11 protein-coding genes are annotated in these 20,686 nt (G+C 61.4%); 5 read left to right on the forward strand and 6 right to left on the reverse strand.

The features are described 5' to 3' along the window. Positions 1 to 123: 123 nt before the first annotated feature. The 3 genes from DKY63_RS21930 to DKY63_RS21940 all read left to right on the forward strand — a co-directional run bounded on the left by DKY63_RS21930 (position 124) and on the right by DKY63_RS21940 (position 2,691). Positions 124 to 354, forward strand: a complete 231-nt coding sequence (locus DKY63_RS21930; RefSeq protein WP_008149645.1) for a hypothetical protein — start codon at positions 124 to 126, stop codon at positions 352 to 354. Beyond that, positions 351 to 650, forward strand: coding sequence for a cell division protein ZapA (locus DKY63_RS21935; protein WP_110966003.1), 300 nt, complete (start codon positions 351 to 353; stop codon positions 648 to 650). The genes DKY63_RS21930 and DKY63_RS21935 overlap by 4 nt, the downstream gene beginning before the upstream one ends. Before the next feature lie 100 nt (positions 651 to 750). After that, positions 751 to 2,691 (forward strand): methyl-accepting chemotaxis protein, encoded by a 1,941-nt coding sequence (locus tag DKY63_RS21940; RefSeq protein ID WP_110966004.1) that lies wholly within the window; start codon positions 751 to 753, stop codon positions 2,689 to 2,691. 51 nt (positions 2,692 to 2,742) lie between these two features. On the opposite strand, the gene DKY63_RS21945 is transcribed toward DKY63_RS21940, so the two are convergent. Next, a complete protein-coding gene (locus DKY63_RS21945) occupies positions 2,743 to 4,545 on the reverse strand; it encodes an acyl-CoA dehydrogenase (protein WP_110966005.1) in 1,803 nt (600 codons plus the stop codon). Positions 4,546 to 4,800: 255 nt separating this feature from the next. Next, entirely contained in the window at positions 4,801 to 8,754 is a 3,954-nt protein-coding gene (gene putA, locus DKY63_RS21950) for a trifunctional transcriptional regulator/proline dehydrogenase/L-glutamate gamma-semialdehyde dehydrogenase (RefSeq protein ID WP_110966006.1), read from the reverse strand. Between the two features lie 462 nt (positions 8,755 to 9,216). On the opposite strand from putA, the gene putP reads away from it, so the two are divergent. Together putP and DKY63_RS21965 are read left to right on the forward strand one after the other, a co-directional pair. After that, positions 9,217 to 10,701 (forward strand): sodium/proline symporter PutP, encoded by a 1,485-nt coding sequence (gene putP / locus DKY63_RS21955; RefSeq protein WP_110966007.1) that lies wholly within the window; start codon positions 9,217 to 9,219, stop codon positions 10,699 to 10,701. A 272-nt stretch (positions 10,702 to 10,973) separates the two neighbouring features. After that, positions 10,974 to 11,813, forward strand: a complete 840-nt coding sequence (locus DKY63_RS21965; protein WP_110966009.1) for a 23S rRNA (adenine(2030)-N(6))-methyltransferase RlmJ — start codon at positions 10,974 to 10,976, stop codon at positions 11,811 to 11,813. Positions 11,814 to 11,928: 115 nt separating this feature from the next. On the opposite strand, the gene msrA is transcribed toward DKY63_RS21965, so the two are convergent. The 4 genes from msrA to aceE all read right to left on the reverse strand — a co-directional run bounded on the left by msrA (position 11,929) and on the right by aceE (position 20,453). Then, a complete protein-coding gene (gene msrA / locus DKY63_RS21970; protein WP_110966010.1) occupies positions 11,929 to 12,579 on the reverse strand; it encodes a peptide-methionine (S)-S-oxide reductase MsrA in 651 nt (216 codons plus the stop codon). Between the two features lie 190 nt (positions 12,580 to 12,769). Continuing rightward, positions 12,770 to 15,463, reverse strand: coding sequence for a sensor domain-containing phosphodiesterase (locus tag DKY63_RS21975; protein WP_110966011.1), 2,694 nt, complete (start codon positions 15,461 to 15,463; stop codon positions 12,770 to 12,772). Positions 15,464 to 15,831: 368 nt separating this feature from the next. Then, entirely contained in the window at positions 15,832 to 17,796 is a 1,965-nt protein-coding gene (aceF, locus tag DKY63_RS21980; RefSeq protein WP_110966012.1) for a dihydrolipoyllysine-residue acetyltransferase, read from the reverse strand. An 11-nt stretch (positions 17,797 to 17,807) separates the two neighbouring features. After that, positions 17,808 to 20,453: a pyruvate dehydrogenase (acetyl-transferring), homodimeric type gene (gene aceE / locus DKY63_RS21985; RefSeq protein ID WP_110966013.1), complete on the reverse strand. Its 2,646-nt coding sequence runs from the start codon at positions 20,451 to 20,453 to the stop codon at positions 17,808 to 17,810. Between the last annotated feature and the right edge of the window lie 233 nt (positions 20,454 to 20,686).

Genomic DNA, 20,686 nt, shown 5'->3' on the forward strand with positions numbered 1-20,686 from the left:
CTCTAAAGTTCGCGAGAAAGGTCACTCGCCAGCAAAATCAAGGCTTTGCGCCTGTTAAACCCTGGCATCCACAGTGACTTTTCTTTATCGTACGCGCCCTTTGAAAATGCCTGGAAAATCAAAATGTTGGAAGCATCCCTAAGCCAATTGGAACAACTGGTCAGCGACCTGGTGCAACAGAACCAGACTTTGCTCGGCACCAATCAGACCCTGAGCGCAGAACTGGCCCAGGCCAAGGATGAAAACGAAAGCCTGCAACTGAGCCTGATGGAACAGGAAGAGAAACAAGGCGCCACCGCCGCACGCATCCAGGCCCTGGTTGAGCGCGTGAGCGCAGGCCCTGTCAGCGCATGAGTTACGGTGCCGGAGTAAAAGTCGTCTCGATCCTGGGGGAGGACTATTCGATCAAGGCGCCGGAAGGTGAAGAGCAGACGTTGCTGGACGCGGCGTTGATGCTCAAGGCCGCCCTGACGGAAACCAAAAAGAAGTACCCTGCCCTGATCGGCGACCGCCTGTTGGTGCTGGCTGCGATGAACCTGTGTTCGCAGCAGATCGAAATGCAAAAGCAGCACAAGCTCGAACTCGACCGTTACCAAGAGCAAGTCAGCGCCACGGTTGAAGTGATTTCCAAGACGATCAATCAGGCCTGATCGGCTTTGCGCACAACCAAAGAATAAATTGTCGAACACGTTGTATACGATCGGCATGGCTGTTGCAGTGTTTCAGCCTCTTATTCTTTGGGGGTGCTCCATGCAGTTCTGGCGACGCAGTATTCAATGGCAGTTGATCCTCAGCATGGGCACCGCCCTGCTGGTCAGCGTGCTGATCGTGGTTGGCATTTATACCCTCGTGGTCAACCGCCTCGCCCAGAGCTATCTGGTCGAACAAGCGCTGCCGTCGAGCATCGAAGCGATGCGCAACGACATCGAGCGCATCCTCGTCCAACCCCTGACCGCCGCCAAGGACATCGCCAGCAACAGCATGGTGCGCGACTGGCTGGCCGAAGGTGAGAGCACTGCCCAGACCCCCGCATTTGCGCAGTATCTGGAAGGCATTCGCGCCGAGCACAAGGCCTTCACCGCGCTGATCATCGGCACCGCTTCCAATCACTACATCACCGAGAAAGGCCTGGACCGCACCCTGAGCCGTTCCAACCCCAAGGACGCCTGGTTCTACTCGTTCCTCGACAGCAACCAGCCGCGCACCCTCAATATCGACAACGACACGGCCACCGGAGAATTGGCGCTTTTCATCGACATCAAGGTGGAAAAAGCCGGAAAAGTCGTTGGCGTCGCCGGGCTCGGGCTGAGCATGAAAGAGCTGTCGGAGCTGATCCACAACTTCAGCTTCGGGGCGCGCGGCAAGGTCTATCTCGTGCGTTCCGACGGTTTGATCCAGGTGCACCCCGAGGCGCAATACAGCGGCAAGCGCACCCTGAGCGAACAGATTGGCCCGTCGGCGGCGCAAGCCGTCATGGGTCAAAAAAATGCCGCCGCCAGCAGCAGCTTCGTCCGCGATGGCGAGGACTATCTGGCATTGAGCCTGCCGTTGCGTGATCTGGGTTGGACCCTGGTGGCCGAAGTGCCACAGGCACAGATCTACGCCGAGGCGCGCCGCGCGATGTGGATGAGCAGCGGCATCGGCCTGGCGGTGGCGTTGGTGTGCCTGTTGCTGGTGGTGTTGCTGGCCCGTGGGCTGGTGCGACCGATCCGTCAGGTAACAGCCGCACTGGTAGCCATCGGTAGCGGTGGTGGCGATTTGACCCACCGATTGGACGCCAGCCGCGCCGATGAGCTTGGCGACCTGGCGCGCGGTTTCAATCGTTTCCTCGACAGCCAGCGCGACATGATTGGTGAAGTCTTGACCACCAGCGAACGCCTGCGTACGGCGGTCGGTCAGGTGGCGCGGGTGGTGGATAACACCGCCGAGCGTTCCGGGCGTCAGCAGGAGATGACCGACATGGTCGCCACTGCTGTCCATGAAATGGGCCTGACCGTGCAGGACATTGCGCAAAACGCCGGAAACGCGGCAGTGGCTTCGCAAAATGCCCGGGATGAAGCTATCCAGGCGCGGGAAGTGGTGGGCGGTTCGATTCGTCATATCGAAAGCATGTCCGATGAAATCGGCGTTGCCGCCAGCGCCGTGGGCGAGCTGGCGGATCAGGTGGCGTCGATCGATCAGGTGCTGGCGGTGATTCGCGGGATTTCCGAGCAGACCAACCTCCTGGCGCTGAATGCGGCCATCGAAGCGGCGCGGGCCGGGGACATGGGGCGTGGCTTTGCCGTGGTGGCCGACGAAGTGCGGACCCTGGCCCGACGCACACAATCGTCCACCGACGAGATCCAGCAGATGATCGGCAGCCTCAAGCAAGGAGCGGAGAACGCCGTGTCGTCGATGCACAGCGGGCAGGCGGCCACCGGAACCGGTGTCGAATCGAGCCAGCGCACCGGGGCGTCGTTGACGGCGATTACCGGGCAGGTCGAGCGCATCAGCGATATGAACCATCAGGTGGCGACGGCGACGGAAGAGCAGTCGGCGGTGACCGAGGAGATCAACCGCAACGTTCAGGGGATTTCCGATCTGGCGCGGGCGACGGCGGGGGAGGTCAGGGCTTGCCGCGAGGACTGCCAGACGTTGCAGCGGTTGGCGGATGATTTGGCGCGGCAGATGGGTGGGTTCAAGCTGGGTTGATGCATATTTTTCGCTGACGTCATCGCGAGCAGCTACACCACAAATGCAGGGTCAGAACCACTCATCCTGCATGTTCAAACACACTTCATCGCGAGCCTCAAGAATCGCCAGTTCATGGTGGCAAGCCGGAATTTCCCAGGTCAGGAAATACCGCGCCGCCTGCAACTTGCCTTTATAGAAGCTCACATCCGCCGCATTCCCCTTGGCCAACCCTTGCTCGGCACGAATCGCCTGTTCCAGCCAGCGCCAGCCAATCACGGTGTGCCCAAACACTTTCAGATACAGCGCCGAGTTCGCCAGGCTGCTGTTGACCTTGCCTTGCGCCAGGTCCGTCAGCAGGCCGATGGTCACGGTCTGCAACCGGGCCACCAACTTCTCCAAAGGCTCACGCAACGGTGAAAGCGAATCGAACGCTTGCGCACGCTCGGCGGTATCGGCAATCAGGCGGATCAACTGCTTGAGCCCGGCACCGCCGTTCTGCGCCAGCTTGCGACCCAGCAGGTCCAACGACTGAATGCCGTGGGTGCCTTCGTGGATCGGGTTCAGGCGGTTGTCGCGGTAGTACTGCTCCACCGGGTATTCGCGGGTGTAGCCATGGCCGCCGAGGATCTGGATCGCCAGTTCGTTGGCCTTCAGGCAGAACTCCGACGGCCAGGATTTGACGATCGGCGTCAGCAAATCCAGAAGCTCATGGGCCTGTTTGCGCTCGGCTTCGGTTTCAAGGGTGGTGGTGTCGTCGAACAGCCGCGCGGCGTACAGCCCGAGGTCGAAGGAGCCTTCGACGTAGGCCTTCTGGGTCAGCAACATGCGCTTGACGTCGGCGTGCTGGATGATCGCCACCGGTGCGGTGTTCGGGTCCTTGCTGTCGGGCACGCGGCCTTGTGGACGTTCGCGGGCGTATTCCAGCGAATACAGATAGCCCGCGTAGCCGAGCATCACCGCGCCCATGCCGACGCCGATCCGCGCTTCGTTCATCATCTGGAACATGTAGCTCAAGCCATGGTGCGGCTTGCCCACCAGATAACCGACGCAGTCACCGTTATCGCCGAAGTTCAGCGCGGTGGAGGTGGTACCGCGCCAGCCCATCTTGTGGAACAGGCCGGCCAGCAGCACATCGTTGCGCTTGCCCAGGCTGCCGTCATCGTTGACCAGGAACTTGGGCACGATGAACAGCGAAATGCCCTTCACTCCGGGGGGCGCATCCGGCAGCTTGGCCAGGACCATGTGCACGATGTTTTCCGACAGCGGGTGATCGCCGCCGGAGATGAAGATCTTGTTGCCCTTGAGGCGATAAGTGCCGTCGGACGCCGGCTCGGCCCGTGTACGAATATCCGACAGGGATGAGCCGGCGTGGGGCTCGGTCAGGGCCATGGTGCCGAAGAAGCGGCCGTCGATCATCGGTTGCAGGAAGCGGCGTTTCTGCTCCTCGGTGCCGAAGCTTTCGATCAGGTTCGCCGCGCCCATGGTCAGGAACGGGTACGAAGTCGATGCCGCGTTGGCCGATTGAAAGTGGGCGAAGCAGGCCTGGGACAGCAGCGTAGGAAGTTGCATGCCACCGGCGTCGAAACTGCGCGCGGCGTTGAGGAAGCCGGCCTCGAGGAAGGCGTCCACCGCCGGTTTCACTTCCGGAATCAGAATCGCCCGGCCGTCCTCATAGCGCGGCTCGTTCTCATCGCCCTTGCGGTTGTGCGGGGCGAAGAACTTCTCGGCAATGCTGCGGGCGGTGCCGAGGGCGGCATCGAAGGTTTCGCGGTTGTGCTCGGCGAAACGCTCACGCTGGGTCAGGCCCTCGGCATCGAGGACTTCATACAGCTCGAAAGCCAGATTGCGGGAACTGAGCAACGTCTCGGACATGGCGGCCTACCTTTTATTGGGATGGGCCGAGTCTAGGTGGGGGAATAGTGGTTGAACAGGATGATTGATCTGCGTGATGGTGAGGCAGAGCGACGACTTAGCGGGCGCCCCAAAACAACTGTAGGAGCGAGCCTGCTCGCGATAACGGCGGTACATCCAAAACAGATGTGACTGACAGACCGTTATCGCGAGCAGGCTCGCTCCTACAGGGTATTGCGTACCGGGCGACAATAGCGGTCGTCCGGCTTATCGGTTTTAGCCGATCGTCATCAAGCTCGCATTACCACCCGCCGCCGCGGTGTTGACGCTCAACGCCCGCTCGATCACCAGACGCTCCAGCGCAATGTTGGATTCACCTTGCGACAGGCCCTGCACACCAACGATGGCACCGGCACGCTTGGCCACCTGCTGGCAAACCGCCTGCAACTGATCGGAATGGCCGTGATGCAGAACCGCATCAAACACCACTTCGTCCTTGTTCCAGTCGGCGACCAGCTTGATGCGCGCCTGAATGTCCTTCGGCAGGCGTGCGAACAGCGCCTTGCTCAGGTCGGATTCCGGCCACACCGCCGAACCGCCGACCGCCAATACCGCCGCCAGTTGGGTCAGCAGATCGCCTTCGACTTCCGCCAGGCACAGCACGTGTTCACGCGGCAGGATCGCATAGCTGTTGCGCTCGCCGGTCGGGCCGGCCAGGACGCGGGTGATACCGCTTTGCGATTGACCGGCGAACTGCACGCACAGGGTACTCAGGTCGGCGAACTTGTTGCTGTCGGCCCAGGTTTTCAGGGCGGTCAGCGGCTTGCTCATGGCGTCACGCAGGCGAACATCCGGTGCCGCGGCAGCATCGGCGCGGGCGAAGGATTGTTCGATGGCATCCGTAGGACGCGTCGACAGCAGGCGGTACAGGTACAACGGACCACCGGCTTTCGGACCGGTACCCGACAGGCCTTCGCCGCCGAATGGCTGCACGCCGACCACGGCACCGACGATGTTGCGGTTCACATAGACGTTACCGGCGTTGACGGTGTCGATCACCTTGGCGATGGTCTCGTCGATGCGGGTGTGCACGCCCAGGGTCAGACCGTAGCCGGACGCATTGATCTGAGCGATCAACTGGTCGATGTCCTTGCGCTTGTAGCGAACCACGTGCAGCACCGGGCCGAAGATCTCCCGCTGCAGTTCGTCGAAGCTTTCCAGTTCGATCAGGGTCGGCATCACGAAAGTGCCGCGTTTGACTTCCTCGGCATCGGCGATGGCCACCTGGTACACGCTGCGGCCTTTGTCGCGCATGGCCTGGATGTGCTTCTCGATGCCGGCCTTGGCTTCGGCGTCGATCACCGGGCCGATGTCCACGGACAGGCGCTCCGGGTTGCCCAGACGGCTTTCGGCCATGGCGCCCTTGAGCATTTCGATGACGCGGTCGGCGGAGTCTTCCTGCAGGCACAGTACCCGCAGGGCCGAGCAACGCTGGCCGGCGCTGTCGAAGGCCGAAGACACGACGTCGATGACGACTTGTTCGGTCAGCGCCGAGGAGTCGACGATCATTGCGTTCTGGCCACCGGTTTCGGCGATCAGCGGGATCGGACGACCCTGGCTGTCCAGACGGCCGGCGATGTTGCGTTGCAGCAGGCGAGCGACTTCGGTGGAGCCAGTGAACATCACGCCCTTGACGCGATCGTCGCCGACCAGGCCGGCACCGACGGTTTCACCACGGCCCGGCAGCAGTTGCAGCACGCCTTCCGGAATCCCGGCTTCGAGCAGCAAACGCACGGCCTGGGCAGCCACCAGTGGCGTCTGTTCCGCAGGTTTGGCCAGTACCGGGTTACCGGCGGCCAGCGCAGCGGCGACCTGACCGCTGAAGATTGCCAGCGGGAAGTTCCACGGGCTGATGCACACCACCGGGCCCAATGGGCGGTGGGCGTCATTGGTGAAGTCGTTGCGTGCCTGCACTGCGTAGTAACGCAGGAAGTCCACGGCTTCGCGCACTTCGGCGATGGCGTTGGCGAAGGTCTTGCCGGCTTCACGGGCCAGCAGGCCCATCAGCGGCTGGATCTCGCCTTCCATCAAGTCAGCGGCACGTTCCAGGATCGCGGCGCGCTCGGCGGGCGGGGTGGCCTGCCAGATCGGTGCGGCGTTCAGGGCGCATTGAATGGCGTTGTCGACGTCATCGACCGTGGCTTCCTGCACGTGGCCGACCACATCACGCAGATCGGACGGGTTGAGCACCGGCGCAGGGGTTTCAGTGCTGGAGGCGCAACCGAGCATCGGCGCGGCTTTCCAGTTGTTGTGCGCGGTGGCGAGCAGGGCGCAGGACAGCGAGGCCAGGCGATGTTCGTTGGCCATGTCGATGCCGCTGGAGTTGGCGCGCTCGGAACCATAGAGGTCACGCGGCAGTGGAATGCGCGGGTGCGGCAGGCCGAAGCCGCCTTCCAGGGTTGCCATTTGCTCGATGCTCGCGACCGGATCGGCCACCAGTTCCTGAATCGAAATCGACTGGTCGGCAATGCGATTGACGAACGAGGTGTTCGCGCCGTTTTCCAGCAGGCGACGCACCAGGTAGGCCAGCAGGGTTTCGTGAGTACCGACCGGAGCGTACACACGGCACGGACGGTTCAGCTTGCCTTCGGAAACTTTGCCTACGACCTGTTCGTACAGCGGTTCACCCATGCCGTGCAGGCACTGGAACTCGTACTGGCCCGGGTAATAGTTCTGACCGGCGATGTGGTAGATGGCCGACAGGGTGTGGGCGTTGTGCGTGGCGAATTGCGGGTAGATGACTTCCGGCACCGACAGCAGCTTGCGTGCGCAGGCGATATAGGAAACGTCGGTGTACACCTTGCGGGTGTAGACCGGATAGCCTTCCAGTCCTTCGACCTGGGCGCGCTTGATTTCGCTGTCCCAGTACGCGCCTTTCACCAGGCGGATCATCAGGCGATGACGGCTGCGACGAGCCAGGTCGATCACGTAGTCGATCACGTACGGGCAACGCTTCTGGTAAGCCTGGATCACGAAACCGATACCGTTCCAGCCGGTCAGTTGCGGCTCGAAGCACAGGCGCTCCAGCAGATCCAGCGACAGCTCGAGGCGGTCGGCTTCTTCGGCGTCGATGTTCAGGCCGATGTCGTATTGTTTGGCCAGCAGGGTCAGCGACAGCAGGCGCGGGTACAGCTCGTCCATCACGCGCTCGTACTGGGCGCGGCTGTAACGCGGATGCAGGGCGGACAGTTTGATGGAAATGCCCGGGCCTTCATAAATCCCGCGACCGTGGGAGGCTTTGCCGATCGAGTGGATGGCTTGTTCGTACGAGGCCAGGTATTTCTGCGCGTCGTGTTCGGTCAGCGCTGCTTCACCGAGCATGTCGTAGGAGTAGCGGAAGCCTTTGGCTTCGAACTTGCTCGCGTTGGCCAGGGCTTCGGCGATGGTTTCGCCGGTAACGAACTGCTCACCCATCAGGCGCATCGCCATGTCGACGCCCTTGCGGATCATCGGCTCGCCGCTCTTGCCGATGATGCGGCTCAGGGACGAAGTCAGGCCGGCTTCGTTGTGGGTGGACACCAGCTTGCCAGTCAGCAGCAGGCCCCAGGTGGCGGCGTTGACGAACAGCGATGGGCTGTTGCCCAGGTGCGGCTGCCAGTTACCGGTGCTGATCTTGTCGCGGATCAGTGCGTCACGGGTGCCTTTGTCCGGGATGCGCAGCAGCGCTTCGGCCAGGCACATCAGTGCCACTCCTTCCTGGGACGACAGGGAGAATTCCTGCAGCAGGCCCTGAACGATACCGGCACGGCCGCCGGCGCTCTTCTGATTACGCAGTTTTTCGGCGATGGACGCGGCGAGCTTGTTGGTGGCCTCGGCCATCGGCGCCGGCAGGCGTGCCTGCTCGATCAGCATCGGCACCACTTCCGGTTCCGGGCGACGGTAGGCGGCGGTGATCGAGGCGCGCAGTACCGATTGCGGCAGGATGCTTTCGGCGAATTCGAGGAAGCACTGGTGGGCGTGATCGGCGTGGACTTCGCCGGCGTCGTCAGCAGTAGCGGTGGTCAAACCGTTCAGCTCGGTCAGGGTTGCACCACCCTCGAGTTTTTCCAGGTAATTGAAAATTGCCTGCTTGATCAGCCAGTGCGGCGTGCGATCAATCGAGGTCGCGGCAGCCTTCAGGCGCTCGCGGGTCGGGTCGTCAAGCTTGACGCCAAGGGTGGTGGTAGCCATGTTTTTTGTCCTCATGTTTGCCACGACTGCGTGGCATCAGCTGGCGGCAAGATTAGCCGTGCGCTGGCAGAGGTGCAACCGGGTGCAACCCTTTTTTGTCGGAAATTTCCGAGCTTGTTCAGGAATTAAATTCTGGTACGAAAGTACCGGTCCTGCTGGGTGCCTTTTACTTTTTGAAAACTCTAGGCGTTGAAGAAAACGCGTTAAAAAACAGTTGTTTGCGAATTAAGGCTACATAGGTGCAACTAATTCTCAATAAAAGGTTGCACCTTCTTTGCTTTGTTGACTAGCATTCGCGCCCCAAGGTGCAACCCGTCTGGATCGAGGGTGCGCCGGCTGATGGCTTTCCTGGGGAAACATCAGTCATAAATGCGCGGCGTTCCGAATCGTCTCCCAAGCATCATGGGTTGCGAGCGGTTCAGCAGCCGCCGCTACATAAAAACAAAGCCAGGGCGTCACTTAATGAGCGTAACGAATCCAACCCTGATCACCTTCGTGATCTACATCGCTGCCATGGTGCTGATCGGCTTCATGGCCTATCGCTCCACCAACAACCTCTCCGACTACATTCTGGGCGGCCGTAGCCTGGGTAGCGTCGTGACCGCGCTGTCCGCCGGTGCCTCCGACATGAGTGGCTGGTTGTTGATGGGTCTGCCGGGCGCCATCTACATGTCCGGTCTTTCCGAGAGCTGGATCGCCATCGGCCTGATCGTCGGTGCCTACCTGAACTGGTTGTTCGTCGCCGGTCGCCTGCGGGTGCAGACCGAGCACAACGGTGACGCGCTGACCCTGCCGGACTACTTCGCCAGCCGTTTCGAAGACAAAAGCGGCCTGCTGCGAATCATCTCCGCGGTCGTGATCCTGGTGTTCTTCACCATTTACTGCGCCTCCGGCATCGTGGCCGGTGCCCGTCTGTTTGAAAGCACCTTCGGCATGTCCTACGAGACGGCGCTGTGGGCCGGTGCTGCGGCGACCATTGCCTACACCTTCGTCGGCGGTTTCCTGGCAGTGAGCTGGACCGATACCGTACAAGCCACGCTGATGATTTTCGCCCTGATCCTCACGCCGATCATCGTGCTGCTGGCCACCGGCGGCGTCGACACCACCTTCCTGGCTATCGAAGCGCAGGATCCGGCCAACTTCGACATGCTCAAGGGCACCACCTTCATCGGCATCATTTCGCTGATGGGCTGGGGTCTGGGTTACTTCGGCCAACCGCACATCCTGGCGCGCTTCATGGCGGCGGATTCGGTCAAGTCGATCGCCAAGGCCCGTCGCATCTCCATGACCTGGATGATCCTGTGCCTGGGCGGCACCGTCGCTGTCGGCTTCTTCGGCATCGCCTACTTCTCGGCCAACCCGGACGTGGCCCTGCCGGTGAGCGAGAACCACGAGCGCGTGTTCATCGAGCTGGCGAAAATCCTCTTCAACCCGTGGATTGCCGGTGTCCTGCTGTCGGCCATTCTGGCCGCCGTCATGAGTACCCTGAGCTGCCAGTTGCTGGTGTGCTCCAGTGCCCTGACCGAAGACTTCTACAAGACCTTCCTGCGTAAATCCGCTTCCCAGCTGGAACTGGTCTGGGTCGGTCGCGCCATGGTGCTGCTGGTGGCCCTGGTGGCTATCGCATTGGCGGCCAATCCGGAAAACCGCGTGCTGGGTCTGGTCAGCTACGCCTGGGCCGGCTTCGGTGCCGCGTTCGGTCCGGTGGTGCTGATCTCCGTGATCTGGAAAGACATGACCCGCAATGGCGCGCTGGCCGGCATCCTGGTCGGCGCGATCACCGTGATCGTGTGGAAGCACTTCGAACTGCTGGGTCTGTACGAAATCATCCCGGGCTTCATCTTCGCCAGCCTGGCGATCTACATCGTCAGCAAGTTGGGCGCCCCGACTGCCGGCATGTTGCAGCGCTTCGCTGCTGCAGAGAGTGATTTTCGCCTGAACAAGTGATGGGTGAGCGCATACGCCGAGCCAATGCTTGAATGAAAACGGCCCGCTTCCTTTGGAAGCGGGCCGTTTTTTTATGCCTTTAGTGACCCCGTGGGAGCGAGCCTGCTCGCGATAGCGTCAGGTCAGCCGCATCGATTTTGAATGTGAGACCGTCATCGCGAGCAGGCTCGCTCCCACAGGGGGCTTGGTCAGGGAGATAAAGCCGCTCGGCCGCGAACCCCTGACTTGCCGGCCGGTAAAAGGTAAACTCGCCGGCCTTCGCAGGAGCAACCATGAATTATCGTCACGCCTTCCATGCCGGCAATCACGCCGATGTGTTCAAACACCTGACCTTGACCCGTCTCATCGCCCTGATGTCGCGCAAGGAGCAGCCGTTTGCCTATCTCGATACGCACGCCGGCATCGGCCTGTATGACCTGCAGGGCGATCAGGCCAGTCGTACCGGCGAGTACCTGGAAGGCATCGCGCGTTTATGGGATCAGCCGGATCTGCCGATCCTGACCGCCGACTACATGCAGGTGCTGCACGAGATGAACCCGGATGGTCAGTTGCGCTACTACCCGGGCTCGCCGGAACTGGCGCGACGCCTGACCCGTCCGCAGGATCGCGTGCTGATCAACGAGAAACACCCTGAGGACGGCTTGCTGCTCAAGGAAAACATGGCCGGTGATCGTCGGGTCAAGGTGCACCTGGGCGAAGGCTGGCACGTGCCGCGAGCCTTGCTGCCGGTTCCGGAAAAACGCGCGGTGATGCTGATCGATCCGCCGTTCGAAAAGCTCGATGAGATGCAGCGCTGCGCACTGGCAATGAAGGAAGCGATTGGCCGGATGCGCCAGACCGTCGCGGCGATCTGGTACCCGGTGAAGGATCAGCGAGCGTTGCGTCGTTTCTATCAGGACTTGGCCGGCACCGGTGCGCCGAAGTTGCTGCGTGTGGAGTTGCTGGTGCATCCGCTGGACACGCCGAACAGTCTGAACGGTTCCGGTCTGGCGATTGCCAATCCGCCGTGGGGGCTGGAGGAAGAATTGCGTGAGCTGCTGCCGTGGTTGTCCGAGAAGCTTGGACAGACCCAGGGTGGGTGGAAGATGGATTGGCTGATCGCCGAGAGCTGATCTGTTGCATTTGTGGCGTCTGATCGGACGCCTTCGCGGGCAAGCCCGCTCCCACAGGGTATGTGTAAGTCCTGTGGGAGCGGGCTTGCCCGCGATGCTTTTCAGGGCGTGAAAATCAGATTGGGCAGGTGACGCCGGTGCCGCCAATCCCGCAGTAGCCTTCCGGGTTCTTCGCCAGGTATTGCTGGTGATAAGCCTCGGCAAAGTACACGGTCGGTGCCTGCTCGACTTCGGTGGTGATTTCGCCGAAACCGGACTTGCTCAGTTCAGCCTGGAAGGCTTGCTTGCTGGCCAGGGCTTTATCGAGGTGCTCCGGGCTGGTGCAGTAGATCGTCGAGCGATACTGGGTGCCGATGTCGTTGCCCTGGCGCATGCCCTGGGTCGGGTTGTGCAGCTCCCAGAACATCTTCAGCAGCTCGTCGTAGCTGACTTTGTCCTTGTCATACACCACCAGCACCACTTCAGCGTGACCGGTCAGGCCCGAGCAGACTTCTTCGTAGGTCGGGTTCGGGGTGAAGCCGCCGGCGTAGCCGACCACGGTGCTGACCACGCCTTCACGCTGCCAGAACCGCCGCTCGGCGCCCCAGAAGCAACCCAGGCCGAAGATGGCGAAATCGACGTCCTGAAAGAAGGGGCCCAGCAGTGGGGTCTCTTCGAAAACGTAGTGTTTCTCGGGCAGAACCATCGGGGTTTCGCGGCCAGGCAGAGCTTGTTCTTTGGTAGGAAGCACGTTTTTGTTCACCAGAATTTCCGAGCGCAGAACCATTATCAGTCCTCAGTCAGGATGGAATGTAAATAGACAGACTATCAGTGTGCCGAATGCCGACGAGTTAAGCACTACCCCCCTGTGGGAGCGAGCCTGCTCGCGAAGGCGGTGGGCCAGCCATGGGTGATATTGATTGGACTGACGCTTTCGCGAGCAGGCTCGCTCCCACAGGGTTGAATGCAGTAATGGGTCAGGCGATCGGGCCGCGCGGGTAGCGCTTGAGCTTCTCGATCAGGTCGGAGCCCGGGATCGGTTGGTCGAACAGGTAGCCCTGGCCGACGTCACAGCGGTGGCGACGCAGGAAGGACAGCTGATCGGCGGTTTCGATGCCTTCAGCCACGACCTTGAGTTTCAGGTTGTGGGCCATGGCGATCACCGCGGAAGTGATCTCCATGTCGTCCTGGTTGTCCGGGATTTCGTGGATGAAGCTTCGATCGATCTTAATGATGTCGATCGGGAATTTTTTCAAGTAACTGAGCGACGAGTAACCGGTGCCGAAGTCGTCCATGGCCAGGGTCAGGCCCAGGCGCTTGAGTTGGTCGAGTTGCAGGTGGGTGTCTTCGGTGGCCTCGAGCAGCAGGCCTTCCGTCAGCTCAAGTTCCAGCAGGTGCGCCGGCAGGGCTTCTTCCTTGAGGATGTTGGTGATCGAGGCCACCAGATCCGGATCGGAGAACTGCTTGGGTGAGAGGTTGATCGCCACCTGCAGATTGCCCAGCCCCGCGGCAGTCAGCGCCTTGCTCATGCGACACGCCTGGCGGGCGATCCATTTGCCGATCGGAATGATCAGGCCGGTTTCTTCGGCAACGCTGATGAACTGGTCCGGACGAATCATGCCCTTTTCCGGGTGATCCCAGCGCAGCAAGGCTTCCATGCCCAGCAGGCGGCCGCTGCGCAGGCAGAGCTTGGGCTGATAGAACACATCCAGTTCGTTCTGGGTCAGGGCGCGACGCAGGTTGTTCTCGACGAACAGCTTGTAGCTGGCCTCGGCGTTCAGTGCCTCGGTGAAGACCTGCACCTGATGTTTGCCGTTGGCCTTGGCCTTGTGCAGCGCAAGGCCAGCGTTGCGCATCAGGGTCTGCGGGTCGCGGCCATGCAGCGGGGCGCAGGCCAGGCCCACGGAGCCGGTCACGCTGATCAATTGGTTGTCGACGAACATCGGTTTGTCGAGGGTGGTCAGCAGCTGGCTGGCGACCTGCTGGCCGGTGTGCAGGTCGGTGTTGTCCAGCAGTACCGCAAACTCGTTACTGGCGAACCGGGCCAGACTGCCGCTCGGGCTCAGGCTGTTGCGCAGGCGCCGGGCGAGGCTGATCAACAGCTTGTCGCCGGTCTGGTGGCCGAGGCTGTCGTTGATGCGCTTGAAGTTGTCGATGTCCACCAGCAGCAGGCTGATCGGGGTATCGCTGTCCCGGGCAAAGCGTTCATCGAGGTTGCGGATGAATGCCGGGCGGTTGCCCAGGTTGGTTAGGTTGTCGGTGTAGGCCAGGCGCTCGATGCGTTGTTGTGCGAGCTTGGTATGGGTGATGTCTTCGTAGATGCCGATGTAGTGGGTCAGTTCGCGGTTGTCGCCGTAGACCTTGGAAATCGACAGCTGGCCCCAGTAGGGTTCGAGGTTTTTGCGACGGCTCTTGAATTCGCCTTGCCAGCTGTTGCTCTTGGCCAGCGCCGAGGGCGCGTCGAACAGCAGTTCGCTGAGGTTTTCCAGCGCCGGCAGTTCCGACAGGCGCTGGCCGTGGACCTCTTCGGTGCTGTACTGGGTGATCGCGGTGAAGCTCGGGTTGACGTATTCCACCACGCCATCGCAGTTGACCAGCAGGAAGGCGTTGGCGCTTTGTTCGACCGCACGCTGGAACAGGTGCAGGGCGCTGGTGGCGGTGCGTCGGTTGTGGTTGCTGATGACCTGGGCGAACTGATCCGCCAGTTCGCCGGCAAACGCGATTTCATCCTGCTGCCAGGCGCGGGTGGCGCCGGTTTGTTCAAGGCACAGGACGCCGACCACCTGGCCATCGACACGGATGCTGGCGTCGAGCATGGCGTTGACGTCACGGGGCCGCAGGGCCTCGGCGATTTCCCGGGTCCGTGGGTCGCGCATGGCGTTGTGGGCATCAATGGCGCGGCCGGTGTGCAAGGCGTCGAGGTAGTCGGGGAAGCCGCTGACGTCGATCGGCTGCGGCAACAGGTATTCCTGGCTCGCGCGGTGGAAGGCCGAGATCGGCACCAGCATCGGGCCTTCGAGGTTCCACAGACTGGCGCAGTCGATTTCGTAGATCTCGCAGGCGCTGCGGGTGATCAGCTCGGCGGCTTCTTGCAGGGAGTTGTTGCTGGTATAGCGCTGGCGGGTCAGCAGCAGGATCAGGTCCTGCTGGGCGCGCACTCGGTCCAGGTGCTGCAGTTGCTCCTGTTGGGCACGCTGGTTGAGCTCCAGGGCGATTTGCAGGCGCGAATTCTGGGTTTCCAGATCGAGGGCGGGCAGCAGGGGGTCATCCTCGAACAAGCCGTCGATGACCAGCAGGTAGCCGCGCAACAGATGTCGATTGTGCTGTTTGTAGGCTTCGCCCAGCTCCAGCAGATTCAGCGAGCCGCTGGCCGTGTGCAGGGTGTAGCGGATCAGGTAGTGCGAGCCTTCGCTCAGTTGCAGCTGGATGGCGTCGTGCAGTTGATAGCGCGCTTCAGGCTCCATCAGGCTGGCGTAGGGCGAGCCGACCAGGGCGCACAGCTCGACGGCCGGCAAGCCGAACTGTCGTTCGCAATTGGGATCGAGAAACAGCAGCGCCCAGCTTGGTTCATTCAGCCGCTCGAAACGCAGCATGCCGAGCCGCGAGGGCACAGGCAACTGCGTCACTACCTCGGCCACCATTCGGCTGGCGGCATCGGGTTGGCTTTTCATATGAAGGAAAACTCGCTTCGAATTTGCTGAACGCGCCGGGCTCTCGCCCTCTTACTGTTGCCAGCGGCAAGGTTGCATCATTGCGCTACTGACTGACAAGAGAGATGAAGGCCAAGTGCTATAAGAATATGTCGGCAGCAATGAAGTTTTCTTCAATTAAAGGCAAAAACAAGGCTAATTAATAAAAGATCGCAGCCTTCGGCAGCTCCTACAGAGGTTATGCGTGCTTCTGAAGGAGCTGCCGAAGGCGGCGATTTTTTGTTTGTGCAAAAAAAAGCCCCGCCAACGTGGCGGGGTTGAGGTACGAGCGTGGCGCTCGGAAACTTGAAACACGGCAGGCCCTCCGGTGAGGGAGGGCCTGTCGGGGGTTACAGCAGGATGGTGCGGATGTCCGCCAGCAGGTCGCTCAGACGCTTGGTGAAGCGTGCAGCAGCGGCGCCGTTGATCACGCGGTGATCGTAGGACAGCGACAGAGGCAGCATCAGCTTCGGCTGGAAGGCTTTGCCGTCCCAGACTGGCTGCATGGTTGCCTTGGAAACACCGAGGATCGCCACTTCCGGCGCGTTGACGATCGGCGTGAAGCCGGTGCCGCCAATGTGGCCGAGGCTGGAAATGGTGAAGCAGGCGCCTTGCATCTCGTCCGACGAGAGCTTCTTGGTCCGGGCTTTTTCAGCCAGGGAAGCGGCCTCGGCGGCCAGTTGCAGCAGGCTCTTCTGGTCGACGTTCTTGATGACCGGTACCAGCAGGCCATCCGGGGTGTCGACGGCGAAGCCGATGTTCACGTATTTCTTGCGGATGATCGCCTTGCCGCTTGGTGCCAGCGAGCTGTTGAAGTCCGGCAGTTCCTTGAGCAGGTGCGCGCAGGACTTGAGCAGCAGCGGCAGGATGGTCAGCTTGACGCCGGCCTTTTCCGCGACGGCTTTCTGGGCGTTACGGAACGCTTCGAGTTCGGTGATATCCGCCGAGTCGAATTGCGTCACGTGCGGCACGTTCAGCCAGCTGCGGTGCAGGTTGGCGGCGCCGACCTGCATCAGGCGGGTCATCGGCACTTCTTCGATTTCACCGAAGCGGCTGAAGTCCACGGCCGGGATCGGCGGGATGCCCGCGCCGCCGGTTGCACCGGCAGCAGCGGCCGGCGCTTCCTTGGCCTTCTGCATCATGGCCTTGACGTAAACCTGCACGTCTTCTTTCAGGATGCGACCGTGCGGGCCGGTGGCGCCGACGGCGCTCAGCTCGACGCCGAACTCGCGGGCCAGTTGACGCACGGCAGGGCCGGCGTGAACCTTGGCGCCCGGCTTGGCAGGAGCAGCGGCCGGGGCGGCAGCAGGCGCAGGCGCCGCGGCAGCCGGTGCAGCAGCGGCTGGAGCAGGTGCGCTCGGAGCAGCAGCGGCCGGTGCCGGAGCAGCCGCCGGGGCCGCGCCCTTGACCTTCAACTTGAGGATCAAGTCGCCGGTGCCGACTTCGTCATCCAGCTTGACGGAAACGCTTTCCACCACGCCTGCGGCAGGCGATGGAATTTCCATGCTCGCCTTGTCGGATTCCAGGGTGATCAGCGACTGGTCGGCTTCGACGCTGTCGCCGGCCTTGACCAGCACTTCGATGATCTTGGCCTTGCCCGCCGAACCGATGTCCGGAACGTGGATGTCCTGAACGCTGTCTGCAACCGGTGCAGCAGGAGCGGCTGCCGGAGCAGGTGCAGCGGCAGCGGCAGGAGCAGCCGCCAGGGCTGGAGCGGCCGCAGCCGGTGCCGCAGCACCCGCCACTTCCAGGTCCAGAATCAGATCGCCAGTGCCGACTTCGTCGTTGAGCTTGACGCTGATGGCCTTGACCACGCCAGCGGCAGGCGACGGGATTTCCATGCTGGCCTTGTCGGATTCCAGGGTGATCAGCGACTGATCAGCCTCGACTTTGTCGCCGACCTTGACCTGGATCTCGATGATCTGGGCCTTGCCCGACGAACCGATGTCCGGCACGTGCACTTGCTGAACCGAAGCGGCAGCCGGAGCTGCGGCTGGCGCAGCCGGTGCAGGAGCGGCAGCCGGTGCTGCTTCTGCTTTGGCGGCAGGTGCAGCGGCAGGCGCTGGCGCCGCAGCAGCGGCACCTTCGACTTCCAGCTCCAGCAGTTCGTCGCCTTCTTTCAGGCGATCGCCCAGCTTCACTTTCAGGCTCTTGATGATACCGGCCTTCGGCGCAGGCACTTCCATGCTCGCCTTGTCCGATTCCAGGGTCAGGATGCTCTGGTCGGCTTCAATACGGTCGCCGACCTTCACAAACAGTTCAATTACTTCACCTTCACCGCTGCCGATGTCAGGTACGCGAATGAGTTCGCTCACAGAATCTCTCCTCAGCAGTCCAGTGGGTTGCGTTTTTCCGGGTCGATCCCGAACTTGGCGATGGCTTCAGACACCACCTTAGGTTCGATATCACCACGGTCAGCCAGTGCTTCAAGGGCTGCCAACACCACGAAATGACGGTCGACTTCGAAGAAATGACGCAGTTTCTTGCGGCTGTCGCTGCGGCCGAAACCGTCGGTGCCCAGGACTTTGAATTCCTTGGACGGTACCCACTGACGGATCTGCTCGGCGAACAGTTTCATGTAGTCGGTAGAGGCGATGACCGGACCCTTACGGCCGTTCAGGCACTCTTCAACGTAGCTCAGCTTGGGCTTCTGGCCCGGGTGCAGGCGGTTGCTGCGCTCGACGGCCAGGCCATCGCGACGCAGTTCGTTGAAGCTGGTAACGCTCCATACGTCAGCGCCAACGTTGAACTGCTCGCGCAGGATCTTCGCCGCTTCACGGACTTCACGCAGGATGGTGCCGGAGCCCATCAGTTGAACGTGGTGCGCCGCTTCGCGAGTGTCTTCCTCAAGCAGGTACATGCCCTTCTTGATGCCTTCCTCGGCACCGGCCGGCATGGCTGGTTGCTGGTAGGACTCGTTCATCACGGTGATGTAGTAGAAGACGTCCTGTTGCTCTTCGGTCATCTTCTTCATGCCGTCCTGGATGATCACCGCCAGCTCGTAGCCGTAGGTTGGATCATAGGTGCGGCAGTTCGGGATGGTGGCAGCCAGCAGGTGGCTGTGGCCGTCTTCGTGCTGCAGGCCTTCACCGTTGAGGGTGGTACGGCCGGCGGTGCCGCCAATCAGGAAGCCACGGGTACGGCTGTCGCCAGCGGCCCAGGCCAGGTCACCGATACGCTGGAAGCCGAACATCGAGTAGAAGATGTAGAACGGCAGCATCGGCTGGTTGTGGCTGGAGAACGAAGTACCGGCGGCGATGAAGGAGCTCATGGCGCCCGCTTCGTTGATGCCTTCCTCGAGGATCTGGCCCTTCTTGTCCTCTTTGTAGAACATCACCTGGTCTTTATCGACTGGCTCGTAGAGCTGGCCGACGGACGAGTAGATGCCCAACTGACGGAACATGCCTTCCATACCGAAGGTACGAGCTTCGTCCGGGATGATCGGAACGATGCGCGGGCCGATTTCCTTGTCCTTGACCAGTTGCGCGAGGATCCGCACGAAGGCCATGGTGGTGGAAATTTCACGGTCGCCGGAACCGTCGAGGATAGCCTTGAGGGTATCCAGTGGCGGCGTCGGGATGTTGAAGCTCTTGGCGCGACGCTGTGGCACGAAACCGCCCAGGGCGGAGCGACGCTCGCTCAGGTAACGGGCTTCGGCGCTGTTCGGCTCCGGCTTGAAGAACGGCAGGTTTTCCAGTTCTTCGTCCTTGACCGGGATGTCGAAGCGGTCGCGGAACAACTTCAGGCTGTCGACGTCGACTTTCTTGGTGTTGTGCGCGGTGTTTTTCGCTTCGCCGGCACCGGTGCCATAACCCTTGATGGTCTTGGCCAGGATGACGGTCGGTTGTTCCTTGTGGTTGACCGCTTCGTGGTACGCCGCGTAGACCTTGTACGGGTCGTGGCCGCCACGGTTGAGTTTCCAGATCTCGTCGTCGGACAGGTCTGCAACCATCGCCTTCAGTTCTGGCGTGTTGAAGAAGTGTTCACGCACGAACGCGCCGTCTTTGGCCTTGTAGTTCTGGTACTCGCCGTCGATGACTTCGTCCATGCGGCGTTGCAGGATGCCGTCGACGTCCTTGGCCAGCAGTGGGTCCCAGAAACGGCCCCAGATGACTTTGGTCACGTTCCACTGGGCACCGCGGAACACGCCTTCGAGTTCCTGGATGATCTTGCCGTTGCCGCGAACCGGGCCGTCGAGGCGCTGCAGGTTGCAGTTGATGACGAAGATCAGGTTGTCGAGCTTCTCGCGGCCAGCCAGCGAGATCGCGCCCAGGGATTCCGGCTCGTCGCACTCGCCGTCGCCCAGGAAGCACCAGACTTTCTGTTTGCCTGGCTGGATGAAGCCGCGGGCTTCCAGGTACTTCATGAAGCGTGCCTGGTAGATCGCCTGGATCGGGCCCAGACCCATGGATACGGTCGGGAACTGCCAGAAGTCAGGCATCAGCCAAGGGTGCGGGTAGGACGACAGGCCCTGACCGTCCACTTCCTGGCGGAAGTTGTTCATCTGCTCTTCGCTGATGCGGCCTTCCATGAATGCACGGGCGTACACGCCTGGGGAGGTGTGGCCCTGGAAGTAGATCAGGTCGCCGCCGTGTTCTTCGGTCGGAGCCTGGAAGAAGTAGTTGAAGCCGATGTCATACAGGGTCGCACTGGAGGCGAAGCTGGAGATGTGACCACCCAGGTCAGAATCTTTCAGGTTCGTACGCATTACCATGGCCATCGCGTTCCAGCGTACCAGCGAGCGAATGCGGCGTTCCATGAACAGGTCGCCAGGCATGCGTGCTTCGTGGGTAACGGGGATGGTGTTGCGGTAAGGCGTGGTGATGGCGTAAGGCAATTGCGAGCCGCTGCGGGTCGCGAGTTCGCCCATACGGGTCATCAGATAGTGAGCACGGTCTTCGCCTTCTTTGTCGAGAACCGATTCCAGGGCGTCCAGCCATTCCTGGGTTTCGACGGGATCGAGGTCTTGCATGGCTTGCTCCAGGGCGGAAAGGCTACCAGAATCGGTTGCCTGAGTTAGCGACTGGCCTTGTGGGCAGACGTTATGAATTCTTGGATTGCCGAGAGGTAGGATCCGGCGGCGTGTAGTTTTACTACAAATCTTCGGGCATTTCAGCTATCCGAATGTATATACGAGTAGTAAAACTACAGATGATTGGCTTGTGGCCTCCGACTACGTTGTGAGAATAATCGTTAAGGTTGGTC

Source organism: Pseudomonas putida, from assembly GCF_003228315.1.
GTDB lineage: Bacteria > Pseudomonadota > Gammaproteobacteria > Pseudomonadales > Pseudomonadaceae > Aquipseudomonas > Aquipseudomonas putida_S.

Coding starts and splice junctions, on each gene's coding strand:
- DKY63_RS21930 (WP_008149645.1), top strand. CDS start 124: ATGTTGGAAGCATCCCTAAGCCAATTGGAACAACTGGTCAGCGACCTG.
- DKY63_RS21935 (WP_110966003.1), top strand. CDS start 351: ATGAGTTACGGTGCCGGAGTAAAAGTCGTCTCGATCCTGGGGGAGGAC.
- DKY63_RS21940 (WP_110966004.1), top strand. CDS start 751: ATGCAGTTCTGGCGACGCAGTATTCAATGGCAGTTGATCCTCAGCATG.
- DKY63_RS21945 (WP_110966005.1), bottom strand. CDS start 4,545: ATGTCCGAGACGTTGCTCAGTTCCCGCAATCTGGCTTTCGAGCTGTAT.
- putA (WP_110966006.1), bottom strand. CDS start 8,754: ATGGCTACCACCACCCTTGGCGTCAAGCTTGACGACCCGACCCGCGAG.
- putP (WP_110966007.1), top strand. CDS start 9,217: ATGAGCGTAACGAATCCAACCCTGATCACCTTCGTGATCTACATCGCT.
- DKY63_RS21965 (WP_110966009.1), top strand. CDS start 10,974: ATGAATTATCGTCACGCCTTCCATGCCGGCAATCACGCCGATGTGTTC.
- msrA (WP_110966010.1), bottom strand. CDS start 12,579: ATGGTTCTGCGCTCGGAAATTCTGGTGAACAAAAACGTGCTTCCTACC.
- DKY63_RS21975 (WP_110966011.1), bottom strand. CDS start 15,463: ATGAAAAGCCAACCCGATGCCGCCAGCCGAATGGTGGCCGAGGTAGTG.
- aceE (WP_110966013.1), bottom strand. CDS start 20,453: ATGCAAGACCTCGATCCCGTCGAAACCCAGGAATGGCTGGACGCCCTG.